Genomic DNA, 14,400 nt, shown 5'->3' on the forward strand with positions numbered 1-14,400 from the left:
CCAATAAGGACAAGCGCAGGGAGCTAGCTATTTGATAGCAGCCGTGGCAACCGGATCAAACCGCTGCAGCTCCCGGCTGTGGTGTGGCCAGCACGCAACGCAGACACCGCAACAGCGCACTTAAAGGCCCGAATCCGGTGCCCTGCGGCGCAATTTCCAGCGTGTTGCACCGCTTTTTCGGGCTACAGGCCAGCCTCCGGCCGCTCCTGACCGGCGCCGCCAGATCAAATTAATTCTTTAGTTCTTCTATTTGATGCTCTAGGCGTTATAAGTCGTCAAACGGCCTACTTGCAAAAAAATGTAACGTGAAGCAAAGTCAAAACATGGACATCACACCCGTACGGAGTCCTTCCCAGAGGCCGTAGTTACTGCGAGGCACACGTTAAAAAATGTTAGCTAAATCATTAACTGCGTTTGCAGCCGAGATCGCGATGTCCTCTGGCAAGGCAATCGCCTTTGGGTTCCGTTGACCGGCACGGCCTGAACCCACACTCCAAAACTGGCCCGCATGAATTCCTGCCTGCACTTTCCCCTCAAGCCACTTGGCTTGGCGCTGGCATTCGCCGGCCTGGCCATGGCACCGCATGCCGGCCATGCCCAGGCCACCAACGATTTCTCGGCCGCAGGCACCCAGGACTGGAACGACGCGGCCAACTGGAGTGGCGGCACGCCTACAGCCGCCAGCGTGGCAAGGGTCCCGACGAACCAGCAGGTGGACGTTACCGGGGCTGGCCAGGTGGGCACGCTGCAAGTGGAGGGAGACGGCCAGGTGGTCGTCCACGCCGGCGGCACCCTGGCCGCCGACACGCTCCTGCTGGGCACCACGCCAGCGCCGGGTAACGCAGGATCCCTGTTGATTAATGGAAGCGTTACGGCCACGCGGCTGAGCGTGGGCGACACGGCGACCGGAGGGCAGATCCTCATCGGCGGCGCCGGCGCCAGCTTGAACGTGTCTCCCCCCAGCCTGGCTCCGGGAGACCAGTTCATTGTTGGCAACAATGGAGACGGGCTCCTGGGCATCCGCACCGGCGCCACCGTGACGGTAGGCGGCACCCGCACCCTGCATCTGGGCAATGTGGGCACCGGGACGCTGGTCATCGGCAACATCGGGCCCAGCGGTACCCTGGATGCCGGCGCCGTGGTTTTCGGCAATGCCAGCTCCAGCATCAAGTTCAATCAGGACGACGCCACCCCCTACATCTTCTCCCCCGCAATCAGCGGCAGCGGGTGGGTCGAGGTATTCGCTATCGGCGGCTCCTCCACCGTACTGACGGGCGCCAACAGTTACACCGGCGGCACTTTCGTCAGAACCAATGCCCGCCTGACCGGCAGCACCACCAGCCTGCAGGGAGTCATCAGCAACGACGGCGTGCTGACCTTCGACCAGACCACCAACGGCACCTTTGCAGGCTCCATCAATGGAGGCGGCACGCTGGTCAAGGAAGGCAGCGGCACGGTGATTCTTTCTGGCACCAACACCTATACAGGCGGCACCACCATCAATGGCGGCACCTTGCGCGGCACCACCGCCAACCTGCAGGGCTTGATTACCACCAACGCCAACCTGGAGTTCTTGCAAGCAGGCAACGGAACGTTTGGCGGTGTCATCAGCGGCACCGGCAATGTGGTCAAAAGCGGCACCGGCAATGTCACCTTTTCCGGCACCCACACTTACAGCGGGGCCACCGTCGTCAGCGGCGGCACGCTGTCGGTCAACGGCAGCCTGACCAACTCTGCCGTGCAGGTGCAGAACGGCGGCACGCTGGGCGGCACCGGTTCCGTGCGCAACACCACCATCCAGTCGGGCGGCACGCTGGCGCCGGGCAATTCCATCGGCACGCTCACCGTGGTCGGCAACCTGACCTTCAACGCCGGCTCCAATTACAGCGTGGAGGTCGATGCAGCCGGCAGCAACGACCGCACCAACGCCACCGGCACGCTGACCATCAACGGCGGCACGGTCAATGTGCTGGCCAGCGCCGGCACCTATTCGCCGACCACGCAGTACACCATCCTCAATGCCACAGGCGGGCGCACCGGCGTCTTCAGCGGGCTCACGACCAACCTGGCGTTTTTGACGCCGTCGCTCACCTACGACCCCAACAACGTGTATCTGACCCTGGCGCGCAACAGCACCGGCTACAACACCCTGCCCGGCATGACGCCCAACCAGCAGTCGGCCTCCAACGCACTTCAAGATGCCTCCGGCAGCGCGAGCGGCGACATGAGCACGGTGCTCAGCGCCCTCAACAGCCTGTCAGTGCCGCAGGCCCTCGCGGCCTTCGATGCCATAGGCGGTGCCAACCTGGTGGCCTTGCGCCGTGCCGGCCCCAGCTTTACCGCCGCGTTCGGCGAACAGCTGCAGGCACGCGTGGGCCGAAGCAGCCTGGGCTCAGTCTGCGGCAGCGACGATGTCGGTGGCCGCGAAGCCCTGAGGGCACTTTTCCCGGCCGCCGAAGACGGTTGCGGTTTCTGGCTGCGCGGTTACGGCAGCCACCAAACCACCGACAGCGACGGCAATGCCATGGCCAGCCGCCTGAACAGCACCGGCCTGAGCGCGGGTTATGACGCCGAAGTGTCGCCGGGCTTGATGCTGGGCGGCGCCGTGACCATCGGCACATCAAGGGTCAGCTTTGATTCCGGTGACCTGGGCAGGGCCCGCAGCGCAGCGCTGGCGATGTACGCCGGCTATGCTGATGGCGCATGGCGCCTGAATGGCGTGACCAGCGTGGCGTTTCACGGCAACCACATGGACCGCGGCATCGTGGTCGGTCCGATCAGCCGCGTGGCCTCGTCGAACTTCGACAGCAGCACCGCCACGGCCTACGGCGAGCTGACGTACGACCTGGACATGATCGGCTGGACGCTGCAGCCGATGGCCGCACTGGCCTTCAGCCGCAACCAGACCAACGGTTTCAGCGAGCAGGGCGCCGGCGCGCTCAACCTGCAGGTTGCCGCGCAAACCGTGTACTCGACCAAATCGATGCTGGGGCTGAAAGCCGGCTTTAACGTGGGCCGGCTGCGGATCGAACCGCGGGTGGCGTGGGCGCATGAGTTTGGCAAATACAACACCCCGATGACGGCGCAGCTGCAGGGCGCCGGCACGCCCTACCAGTTCCAGATCGCGGGCGTGGCCCTCAATGCCAACACGGTGGTCCTTGGTGTCGGCGTCTCGGGCCGCATCCACGACAACTTCAACCTCTTCGCCGACCTCCAGACCGAACAGAACGCACGCCAGCGCAACCTGGCCCTGCTGATGGGGGTGCGCGGCAAATGGTGAGCCGGGCATCTCAAAGCATGTTGACCCCTGACCGACCTGATTCACAACACATTTAATCCAGCCACACCCGCGCATACCTCATGGCTTACAAAAGCATGCCCCCCATCCCGCCATCCCTGCCGCCTCTCCCGCCGCGCCAACCCAAACCGAAACCCGGCAAGGACGCCGGCGCCCACCGATACGACACCATCGTTTTTTTGCTGATCATCGGCCTGGCGATTGTGGTGGCCGGCAGCGCAGCGCGTTACACCCTGGTAGACCGGCCTGCGGCCAAGGCACAGAAGGAAGCCCAGCTGCTGATGCAGCAGCTGATGGCCGCGAACCAGAAGAACCAGCAGCAGCTTGAACAGAAGCTCGCCGAAGCCAAGGCCCAGACCGAGGCATTGCGCGCCAACATGGAGCAGATGAAGGCCGAGATCCAGCAGCCCAAGGCCGCAGCGGAACCGGTTCCGGAGCCGGTGCAGAAACCGGTGCCCGACGCCCAGGCCGCGGAACGCAAGCGGCTGGAGCGCGTCAAGGTGGTCGATGAACTGGTGGACTCGCTGACGCCGAACCTGCAGGTCAAGTTCCAGCAAAAGGTCACGTGGCTGGACCGCAGCGTCTCATTCGGTTTTAGCCTGACCAACGCAAGCCGCCGCGCCGTCCGCGTGACCCCGCCGCGCATCGCCCTGACCCTCAACCCTCTGCCCAACACAAAGCTGGCACTGAAAGCCAGTGATGTGCAGGCTGACATCTGCCCTGGCGGCTTGATCGGGCCGGGAGAGACCATTAACTGCAATGTGGTGCTGCGTTCAGAAGCCACCTTCACCGGTGTCGGCCACATTCCGTTTCGCGCCGTCATCTCGGCACGCACGGAACTCCCGGTGACCAGCGAAACCTGGAAAACCGTGCGTTCCGCCTACAAGGAAGCCTACCTGGAGGAACACATGGTCAAAAGCGTTTCCTTTAATGGGGAGCTTTGGCGGTAATCGCGGGCCGGCAGCAGGATCACGCATGCACCCTGTCGAGGCGGCTGAAGCCGGCGGCAGATTGCCATGCTATCGCTATCAAATAGATAGCTGCTTGCGCCCATCTGTATTGGGTTTCAGCTATCTTTTGTGCTTGAAATCAGTGGTTTTCACGGGGGTTTCCGGCATCGCCAGGGCTTTTGCGGCACCCCAGGGGCAGGCTGGAGGGTCAAAAGCCCCCCTGAGTCGCCTTTTTACCCCCTCAATCGGGCTGTAAACCAATGAGGACAGGCGCGAGCCGCTACTAATTCAGTAGCGTCACGCTGACGCCAAACGCCCGCGGGCAATCCCATTCAAGCGGCTCGCGGCCGAGGGGCATGGTTTTTGCACACACTTTTGCACACAAACTGTACGCAGGAGCCGCGCATGCCAGACCACCCACACCCCCCAACGCCCTCACACCCACTTGCGCGCCGCACCGCGCTGAAGATCCTCGCCAGCGGCGCCGCATCCATGGCGCTGCCGGCCCTGGCTGCCTGGCCGGACAAGCCGATCAAGATCGTGGTGACCTTTCCAGCCGGCGGCGCCAGTGACATCGTCGCGCGGGTGATGGCCGAGCAGCTAGGCAAAAAGCTGGGGCAGGCGGTGGTGGTCGACAACCGGCCGGGCGCGGGCGGCAGCGTGGGAGGCCTGGTGGTGGCGCAGGCGCCGGCAGACGGCTACACACTGATGCTGAGCAACTCGACACCGGTGTCCATCGGCCCGTTCGCGCTGGAAAAGCAGCCCTATGACCCGGTGGAAGGCTTCACCCACATCGCGCTGATCGGCAACGCCCCCTGCGTGGTGATGGCCAACCCGCACGCGCCCATCAAGACGATTACCGATGTGGAAGCGCAGGCCCGCAAAGCGGGCCGGCTCGACTTCGGCTCGGGCGGGCCGGCCTCGATCGGCCACATTTACGGCGAGCTGATGAAAAAGTCCATGGGCGTGAACCTGGTGCACATCCCGTACCGCGGCGGTGCGCCCATGACGACAGACCTGATCGCGGGCGTGATCCCCGTGGGCATCGACGTGCTGACGGCTTTTGTGCCCTACTTCAAGAGCGGGCAGCTGGTGCCGCTGGCCGTAACGTCGGCCAGCCGCTCACCGCTGGTGCCGGATGTGCCCAGCGTGGTGGAGTTTGGCTACCGCAAGCTGGTGCTGGACAACTTCTTTGGTTTGAGCGGTCCGGCGCACATGCCGGCCGACGTCGTGGCACGGCTGAGCAGCGCCTGCAACGAAATACTGGCAACGGCGGAGATCAAAAAGAAGATGCTGGAGTTGGGCATCACCACCCAGCCCATGAGCCCGGCGGCGTTCACCGGCTTCGTCAGGGAGCAGGTGGCCGTACTGTCGCCCGCCGTCAAAGGAGCAGGGGTTAAGCTCTGACCGCATCCGCCCGAACAAGGCCCCGTCTTTACCAGCTGAAGCCGCGGTCTGGCGTTGCCAGCCGCAAGGCGGCCGGCCCCATACGTGAGGAAAGGGGCAGCGCGCCGCAGGCTCGAAGTGGGGAAGCGTGGGGGCTCAGCGAACCACGCTGAGGTAAGCGTAGGCGGCGCTGCGCAGTTCCTGGGCCTGCAACGGATTGCGGCCGGCGCGTGCTTCGGCGCGTTCCATCAGGTTGTGGGCCACACCGTTCACAGGGGCCACGCGGGTTGCGGCGGGCAGGAAACGGGCGATCTGGGAAATCAGGCTGTACATGTCAGGGTCACCTTCATGGGGTGAAAAAGTTGCGGTGAATGAAGAATAAGGGTTTTCCCTAGGGTTTCAAGCCTAACCGGGCCCCAAACCCATGCAAAAAATGCATGCCGTGCTCCGCGGCGGCACATGCAGGTCATTTCTACGTGATTTCCGGGGAAAACTTCACGGAGCCGGCGGCTATGCTTGGGCTGTGGCCCATCCCCCAAATCCCTCTTCCCTGCCCACGGCTGAGACCCCTGCTTCATCGCCGGACGGGGCGCTGGCGCTGCTGCGGCAGATCGCCTCGAATATTGACGCGATGCTCTGGTCCTGGGACCCGCAAACTGGCCGCATCACCTATACCAACCCGGCGTTCGAGGCGTTCTGGGGCCTGTCGGCCGACACCCTGGCAGACCGGCCGTGGCAATGGCTGGAGCATGTGGACCCAATAGACCGCGAGCGGGTGCTGAGCCTGCAAACCAGCCCCCTGAAGCGCAGCGAAGAGTACAGGGTCATCCGGCCCCAGGGCGGCAATGCCCGGCTGAGCCAGCGCGCGCTGCCCATGCACAGCCCTTCGGGGCAGTTGCTGCGCGTTATCCACCTGGCCAACAACATCACCTGGCAGCTCGACACTTCCAAGCAATTGCGTGTGGAGATCGGCCGGCGCACCGACTCCGAGGCCAAGTACCGCGCGGTGGTGGAAAACGTCAGCGAGGGCATTCTTGTCACGGCGGCCGGGCGCATCCTGTATGCCAACCCCAAGGCACTGGAGCTGACCTCGCTGGACGAGGAAACCGCCAAGTCCCTGCCCTTTATCGAATTCATCCACCCCGACGACCGCGAGAAGGTGCTGAGCAATCACATGAAGCGCCTGCGCGGCGAGCCGGTGGAGAACTACTACCAGTTTCGCGTGCAGCACAGCCGCAGCGCCATACGCTGGCTTGAGATCAGCGCGGTGATGTTTGAATGGCAGGGCGCGCCCGCCACGCTCAACTTCCTGACCGATGTCACGCGCAAGCGCCAGGCGGAGGAAGACATGCGCAAGGCGCTGGCGCACGAGCGCGAGCTGTCGGAGCTGAAGTCACGGTTTGTCGCCGTGACATCGCACGAGTTCCGCACGCCGCTGGCCGCCATCCTGTCGTCTGTGGAGCTGCTGGATGCCTACGGGGCCAGCTTTCCGGCCAGCGAACGCCGGGAGCTGCTGGGGCAGATCAAGACGGCGGTGGCCCGCATGAACAGCATGGTCGAGCAGGTGCTGCTGACCAGCCGCCTGGAGCTGGGCAAGTTCCAGTTCGAAGCCGCGCCGCTGGCCGTGCCCGACTGGCTGGTGCAGGTGATGGGTGAGCTTGAGCGCGGCAACCCGCAGGCCGCGCGCGTGTCGCTGACCTGCGACGGCCTGGACGCGCCGCGCACGGCGGACCAGCAGTTGCTGCGGCACATCGTGGTCAACCTGCTGGGCAATGCGCTGAAATATTCGGACCCGGACACGCCGGTGCAGTTTGCCGTTCGCGGCGTGGGCGACCAGATTCACCTGCGCATCAGCGACCACGGCATCGGCATCCCGGAAGCCGACCTGCCGCGCCTGTTCGGCAGCTTTCACCGCGGCACCAATGTCGGCAATATTTCCGGCACCGGCATCGGCCTGCACATCGTGAAGGAATGCGTTGACCTGCATCAGGGGCAGATTGAAGTCACCAGCCGGCCCGGGCAAGGCACGACATTCACCGTGCGCCTGCTGGCGCCGTTGGCCTGACACCCCCCGCCCGGCGCCGGCGGTTTTGCCGTTTCAGGGGCCTTTTTTCCGGTGGTAGGTCAGCGCCGCCTGAATGCAGAACGACAAGGCATCCCTCGGCAGTGGATCAGCCGCATCGAGCACGATGGCCCGATTGCCCTCGTAGCGCAGCTCGCGGGGAAACAAGGTGCGGAAGGTGTCCACCAGCATGGTGTTGCAGTTGAAGTACAGGGCGTACTGCGCTGGACTGGATCTGACCGGCCCCAGTCGGATGGTGCTGCCGCTTTTGCTGGCTGACGTGAGGTAGGCCGGCTCGCCCCACTTGAGTGTTTCCTCCAGATCGCCGACGCCGGGTGTGTCCAATGCCGTGTCCAGAATCAATTGGCGCAGGGCCATCAGCTTGCGCCGCAGCAGTGGCGGGTAGGCCGCGAAGGCCTGCGCGACGGCTGTGTTCTGGATAGGTGTCACCGGTGGCTCCCTGGTTCCTGTTTCATGCCTGCGCAATCTAGCGCACGGACACTGGGCGACGCAAGCGAAAAAGCCCGCCACCCGGAACCGGCCCCGTCTTCCCGCACAATCGGCGGGGTGAACATCCAGCTCCTGTCCGACCTGCATCTCGAGAGCAACCCCGACTTCAAGGCCGTGCCCGTACCCGGCGCCGACCTGCTGGTACTGGCCGGCGACATTGGCTCCTATCAGCAGGGCTCGCTGCTGGGCGAGAGGGGCATTGCCGACTTCGGCCTGGGGCAGTTTTCGCCCTTGCCTCTGGCCCAAGGCGGTGCGGACTGGCCGACGCCGGTGCTGTTTGTCCCGGGCAACCACGAATACGACGGCCTGGACTTTGATGAAACCCATGTGCGGCTGCGCGAAACCTGCGAGCGCCTGGGCATGGTCTGGCTTGAACGTGAAACCGTGGTGCTGCAGGGTGTGCGTTTTGTGGGCAGCACGCTGTGGACCGACTTTGACGCCCTGAGCGCAGGCCAGGCCCAGGCATCGGACATCACGCCGGGCGAGCAACTGAAAGCGCGCGAAAAAGCATTCCGCGCAGCCAACTTTTATCTCGGAAAAAACCATTCCTTTCGCGATGGCCAGCCACTGCTGGCGGCCGACCTGCGCGAAAAGGGCCTCAAAAGCCAGGCCTGGTTGCGGCAGGCACTGGCCGTACCATTTGAAGGGCCTACTGTGGCCGTGACGCATTTCGCCCCCAGCCTGCTGAGCGCCGACCCGCGCTATGGCCTGGTGCCGGGTACGGCGGGCTTTTGCAATACGCTGGATGACCTGCTGCCGCTGGCCGACCTATGGCTGCACGGGCACCTGCATTGCGTAATTAATTACATCAGCCGCGGCTGCCGCGTAGTGGCGAACCCGCTGGGTTATGCGCGCAAGCATGAACAGGACGGGTTTTTACCCGACTTGCTGATCCGCGTCGGCCAATAGCACTCAAGCACTCAGTCGTCCTCTTATGGGCGTGGTGCCCACGTGCCGCTGGTGACTAAAGTCGTAGCGCCGCAGCGCACACGGCGGCGGCATTTTTTTGAACTTCCTGCGCATCGCGTAACCCAACCACGACCGGCAACGCGGAACCCAAGGGTCAGCACGAAAGTGATAACACTTTGTTCCAATTGTTGGTTTGCGCACTGTTCGGCTTGCATGTATCTTGCATGAAGGGTTCATGCAGGACTTCCTGCACCGCACCCGCATTGGGGAGAGCACCATGAAAAGCAACGTGTCCTATCTTGGCGCCTGGCTGCTTGCCGTCGGCCTCGCGTTTGCGTTTGCGTTCGCATCACCCAATGAGGCCAGCGTCATGGGGCACATGCCGGCTTTCATGGCGCAAACACTGCTGCGCCAGCCGGTCAACGTGCCGGATGGCTTGCCCTCTGACCGCACCCTTGCACTGATCACCTTCCAGCGCGGCCAGCATGTCCAGGCCGAGAGCTGGATCCAGGGGCTGAACCTGCGTAACGACTCGTCCATCGCGTGGATGCGCATGCCGATCGTCAATGACCCCGGCACACCGACGGGGCGCAGCGCCGTCGAAAACAGGTTGCTCAAGCACTACACCGCAGATACCGAGCGCGCCAGGCTGGTGCCGGTGTTCACCGACCGAGCCAGTTTTGTGCGTGCGGCCGGCCTCAACGGCACCGACCAGGTCTACGCCGTGGTGGTCAACCGCCAGGGTGAAGTGCTGGCGCGGGTTGAAGGCCAGTTCGACGCAGATAAAGCGCAGACGCTGCGCGAAACTCTGCGCCCGCAGAGCTTTTAAACCACCCCCGTCCAGGCTCACTGCGTGTAGCCTGTTCCCCCCTCAAGGGGGCGGCGCCTGGGGCCGGCAAAGCCGGACCCGCGGCCCCCACTGGTGAAATACGCCCACTGGTTACGCCGCCGAACTCTTCATGCAAGCATGAGCCGCAGGACCGACTTTGCCGGACTGCAGGCGAGCGGCCTCCGAGCCTGCCTGCGCAGGCTCGGACGGGCGACAGAGGCGAAGCGTCTCGCGAGCTGCGGCCTGCAAGGCCTCGCGACCCACACGCAGTGGAGGAGCGTGGGGGCTCCACCCCTTACAAAGTCCTGTCACCCAGCGTGAAATAGAACGTGGCGCCTTGCCCGAGGGATGACTGGGCCCAGACCTTCCCGCCATGCCGTGCCACGATGCGGTGCACCGTGGCCAGCCCAATGCCGGTGCCGGCAAATTCCGACAGCGAATGCAGGCGCTGGAACGCGCCAAACAGCTTCTCCGCGTAGGCCATGTCGAAGCCGGCGCCCTTGTCCTGGACAAAATAAACCGTCTCCCCGTCTTCGCCGACCTCATGGCCGAAGGTGATTTCGGTGCGCTCCTGGTTGGCGCTGAATTTCCAGGCGTTGCCCAGCAGGTTGTCCAGCAACTGCATGAGCAGGCGCGGGTCACCCTGCCCCGTCAGGCCCGCTTCAACATGGAGCGCCACCGGCCTTTCGGGCTCGCGTTCACGGTAGCCGTCAAGGATGCCCTGGACCAGTGCGCTGAGGTCGACCGGCTCCCAACGCAGGCTTGAGCGCGACACCTGTGCCAGCGTCAACATCGCATCGATCAATTCCCCCATCTGCCCCACCCCGGCCCGTATGCGCGCCAGGTAATGCCGGCTGCGCTCCGACAGCGGTGTGCTGTCGGACTTGTTCATGGCACGCTGCAGCAGGTCGCTGAATCCGTCGATGGCACTTAGCGGGCTGCGCAGGTCATGGGATACGGAATAAGAAAATGCCTCCAGTTGTTTGTTGGCAAATTCGAGTTGCGCGGTGCGTTGCTGCACGCGCTCTTCCAGGCTGGCGTTGAGCCGCAATATCTCCTCGCGCGCACGCCTGCGTTCGCGGATATCGGTGTTGATGCCGAGCACCCCGTTAACCTTGCCTTCTTCGTCGCGCACCACCGTCCAGCGTGCTTCGATGGCCACCGTTGAGCCATCCCTGGCGCGCTGCTCCAGTTCACCGGTCCAGTCCCCTTCATTGGCCAGCGTGCGGGCCATGGCGCCCACAAGCACCTGGGGATCCTCGTACATGAACTCTTCCATCGATTTGCCCAGCACTTCTTCGGCTGTCCATCCGTAAAGGCGTTCGGCACCCTTGTTCCAGAAACGTATGGTCCGGTCCAGGTTGCGGACCATGATGGCGTCCTGGGCCCTGTCCAGCAGCGAAGCCTGTTCGTGCAGCTTGACTGCCGCCTGGCGTGCGGCCTCCTGGCTGCGCTGGCGCTCCAGGCGTTCACGCAGGCTGACGATGCCGAACGCCAGGTTGTCGGCAAGCTCCTGCAGAAGTTTGACCTCTTCAGCGGTGAACTGCTGCGGCTCAGCCGAATAAAGGCATAGCACGCCGAAACTGCTGGACCCTTCGCGCAAAGGCAGGCAAACCGCGCTCTGGTAGCCTCGCTTCATGGCATCGGCCTGCCAGTAAAAATGATTGTCGGCCCGGCTGATGTCGCTTTGCTGGGGCAGCCCGGTGCGAATGGCCTGGCCCGCGGGGCCCTGGCCCGTAACCTGGTCATCACGCCAGGTCAGGCGGATCACCGTCAGGTACCCGCCCTCGTTACCGGCGTGCACCATGGGCTGTATGGTGCGCGCTTCGTCGTTCTGTGCATACCCCACCCAGGCCATGCGGTAGCTGCCCACATCGACGGCGACACGACAGACTTCGGCCAACAGGGCCTCCTCGTCTTCAATCCGGTTGATGGCGATGCTGGACTGGCTCAGCATCTGCAGGGCCCGGTTGGTGTTTGCGAGCGCCAGGTCGGCAAGCTTGCGGTCGGTAATGTCGCGGGCGGTGCCCACCACACGCTCGAGGACACCCGACGCATCGAGCACCGGATAGGAGTGGTCGCGTATCCACCGGAGCTTGCCGTCCGCGGACAGGATGCGGTATTCGATGTCGGAGGATTCGCCAGTGCGGTTGCGCTTCCTGGCGAGCTTCAGCAAAGGCTGATCCTCCGGCAGCGCAGCGTCGGCATATGACAGGGGGTTGGCATACAGGCTCTCACGGCTGCGGCCCCACACCTTCTCATAGCCGGGGCTGATATAGAGAAGTTGGCCGGAGCGGGGATCCACGTTGTAAAAAACGTCGTTGATGTTTTCTGCAAGTTCACGAAAACGCGCTTCGCTGCTGACCAGCGCCGCCTCGGCGCGGGCACGTACCAGCGCAATACCGGCCAGCCGCGCCGCAGTGTCGATCAGTTCCAGATCGTGCGGTTGGGGTACACATGGATAGCGGTGGTAGATGGCAAATGTTGCCAGCGGCTCGCCGTCGGTCGAAACCACAGGGTGGGACCAGCAGGCGCGCAGGCCATGCGCGAGCAATATCTCCCGGTAGTCCTTCATCAGCGGGTCGAGCTGGGTGTCTTCCACCACGACCATCTCGTTGCGAAACGCCGCGGTACCGCAGGCACCCACCCCTTCACCTACCGGCAGGCCTTCAATGGCCTGGTTGTAGCTGTCCGGCAGGCTGGGCGCTGCACCCAGGCGCAGGTGTTGCCCGTCCAGCAGCAGGATCGAGCACAGGCTGTCCGGGGAACTCGTCTCAATTAATTGCACCACGGCCTCGAGCGAGCGCTGCAGGGGCGCGCTCCCGGCAATCAGCGCCAATACCTGTTCCTGCGCCAGGGCAAAATCCTCCGCGGCCTTGACCTTGGTAATGTCATTGAACACCGCGACGCCGCCCACCAGCGTGCCGGCGTCATCCTGCAAGGGCCGCGTGCTCATCCTGAGTACCCGGTCTTCGGCGCCGGGCCTGCGAAATACCAGGTCCCAGTTGTCGATACTGATGCCGCGCGTTGCGCGCGCCAGCGGCCGCTCCGACGCCGGCAAGGGGGTTTTTCCGTCGAGCGTCAGCAGCTCGTGGTCGCGGCGCCAGTCCTCGACCCGCACGCCGGGGCCTGGCGCTACGCCAAAGAGCTTGCGAGCCGTCGCGTTAAACACCAGGAAACGACCTTCGGTGTCCGCCGCGATTACACCTTCACTCATGCTGTTGAGAATGAGATCGAGCAAGGAGCGCTCCTTGTCCACGCGGCTGAGCACGGCATCAAGCTCCTCCTGGCGCGCCTGAAGGGAGCCAGCCATGCGATTGAAGGTCTGCCCAATGTCGCCAAGCTCCCCCTGGTACAACGGACCCAGCCTGACACGCGCCCCCAGATTGCCCTCTGCAACCTCATTGGCTTCTTTCAGGATCGCCTTGGCCGGGTTGACGATCAGGCGGTTGCCTATCCACCATGCACAGGCTGCACTTGCCACGGCCATGGCGAGCAAAGCCGCCAGCTCCGAAAGCAGGTTGTCGCGGCTTTCTGCGCCGATGATTTCCTGCGGGACACTGACTGCCACAAATAGCCCATCGCGGCCTTCGACGGAAACCGGCGCAAAAGCGTAGACCCGCTGGCTTCCCTGCGCATCAGGTGCATGCAGCACACCCAGGTGACGCGTTTGCACGCCCTGGCGCACGGCGGCGTCCGGGTGCTGTCGGCCCAGCCAGGAAGGTGTCTGCGGGGAAACGGCCAGCACCACGCCGTCCCGGTCAAGCACCGTCAGCCTTGCGCCCGACATCATGGAGGCGGCGGTCAAAGGCTCTGCGAGGGCCTTCAGGCCCAGGGAGGCAAAGGCCACGCCCCCCATGGCGCCGGAATCGGTGTGGATCGGTATGGCGAAGATCAGGCCCGGCAGGCCACTGCTGCGGCCAATGCCGTAGGTCCCAATGGCAAAACGCTGGCCGGTCATGATCTGCAGGAAAAATGGCCGGTCATCTTCCTGGATACTGCCGGCGGGAAGGCCCAGTGAGCTGCAGACCAGCCGGCCGTCCGGCGCAACAACGCCCACATGGGTGAACTCGGGGTGCTCCCGATGGATGTTTTTCAGCTGTTGCCCGCACAGTCCAGGCTCGTGGCTCTTGATATGAGGCGCACTGGCCAGGCCATTGAGAAGCTCATGCACCTTGTCCACCGTGCGATGCTGGTGTGTGGCGAGCAGCGCGACCTGGGCCTGCAGGTCAACCTGTGCATGCTCCAGCGCAGTGCGGCGGCCTTGTTCGGCGTAATACGCGAGCAAGCCGAACAGCGGGAGCAGCGCGAGCAGCACCAGCAAAACCAGACGGGTACGCAGCCCCAGCCATCCCAGCATTCGTTACCTCGTGCCTTTCACTGCAATGCAGCGCCAAGCGCGCATCAGGTCACAGTGTGCGGAAGCCAGTGCCTTTTGTAAATGGGACTACTCCCT

Annotated in this window: 9 protein-coding genes; 6 read left to right on the forward strand and 3 right to left on the reverse strand. The window is 64.0% G+C overall.

Features of this window, described 5'->3' with window-relative positions; translation table 11 throughout:
* Positions 1-508 precede the first annotated feature (508 nt).
* The 3 genes from AC1DWQ_RS14775 (at position 509) to AC1DWQ_RS14785 (ending at position 5,655) form a co-directional block, all read left to right on the forward strand.
* Positions 509-3,280, forward strand: a complete 2,772-nt coding sequence (locus AC1DWQ_RS14775; RefSeq protein WP_477670319.1) for an autotransporter family protein — start codon at positions 509-511, stop codon at positions 3,278-3,280.
* Positions 3,281-3,360: 80 nt separating this feature from the next.
* Positions 3,361-4,248: a hypothetical protein gene (locus AC1DWQ_RS14780; RefSeq protein ID WP_477670320.1), complete on the forward strand. Its 888-nt coding sequence runs from the start codon at positions 3,361-3,363 to the stop codon at positions 4,246-4,248.
* A gap of 405 nt (positions 4,249-4,653) precedes the next feature.
* Positions 4,654-5,655 carry a Bug family tripartite tricarboxylate transporter substrate binding protein gene (locus AC1DWQ_RS14785; protein ID WP_477670321.1) on the forward strand — a complete coding sequence of 334 codons (1,002 nt, stop codon included), beginning with the start codon at positions 4,654-4,656 and terminating at the stop codon, positions 5,653-5,655.
* A 135-nt stretch (positions 5,656-5,790) separates the two neighbouring features.
* On the opposite strand, the gene AC1DWQ_RS14790 is transcribed toward AC1DWQ_RS14785, so the two are convergent.
* The gene (locus AC1DWQ_RS14790; protein WP_431099058.1) at positions 5,791-5,967 is read right to left on the reverse strand and encodes a hypothetical protein; all 177 of its coding nucleotides are present in this window, start codon (positions 5,965-5,967) and stop codon (positions 5,791-5,793) included.
* 190 nt (positions 5,968-6,157) lie between these two features.
* Here AC1DWQ_RS14790 and AC1DWQ_RS14795 point away from each other — a divergent pair, with 190 nt between their 5' ends.
* Positions 6,158-7,699 (forward strand): sensor histidine kinase, encoded by a 1,542-nt coding sequence (locus AC1DWQ_RS14795; RefSeq protein ID WP_477670322.1) that lies wholly within the window; start codon positions 6,158-6,160, stop codon positions 7,697-7,699.
* 33 nt (positions 7,700-7,732) lie between these two features.
* On the opposite strand, the gene AC1DWQ_RS14800 is transcribed toward AC1DWQ_RS14795, so the two are convergent.
* A complete protein-coding gene (locus AC1DWQ_RS14800) occupies positions 7,733-8,146 on the reverse strand; it encodes a DUF1801 domain-containing protein (protein WP_477670323.1) in 414 nt (137 codons plus the stop codon).
* 117 nt (positions 8,147-8,263) lie between these two features.
* On the opposite strand from AC1DWQ_RS14800, the gene AC1DWQ_RS14805 reads away from it, so the two are divergent.
* Both AC1DWQ_RS14805 and AC1DWQ_RS14810 read left to right on the forward strand, forming a co-directional pair.
* Positions 8,264-9,115, forward strand: coding sequence for a metallophosphoesterase (locus AC1DWQ_RS14805; RefSeq protein WP_477670740.1), 852 nt, complete (start codon positions 8,264-8,266; stop codon positions 9,113-9,115).
* Positions 9,116-9,392: 277 nt separating this feature from the next.
* Positions 9,393-9,944: a hypothetical protein gene (locus tag AC1DWQ_RS14810; RefSeq protein WP_477670324.1), complete on the forward strand. Its 552-nt coding sequence runs from the start codon at positions 9,393-9,395 to the stop codon at positions 9,942-9,944.
* A 295-nt stretch (positions 9,945-10,239) separates the two neighbouring features.
* Here the strand turns inward: AC1DWQ_RS14810 and AC1DWQ_RS14815 are convergent, their stop codons facing one another.
* Positions 10,240-14,304 carry a PAS domain S-box protein gene (locus AC1DWQ_RS14815; RefSeq protein ID WP_477670325.1) on the reverse strand — a complete coding sequence of 1,355 codons (4,065 nt, stop codon included), beginning with the start codon at positions 14,302-14,304 and terminating at the stop codon, positions 10,240-10,242.
* Positions 14,305-14,400: the final 96 nt, after the last annotated feature.

Source organism: Polaromonas sp. P2_G11 (genome assembly GCF_056403595.1).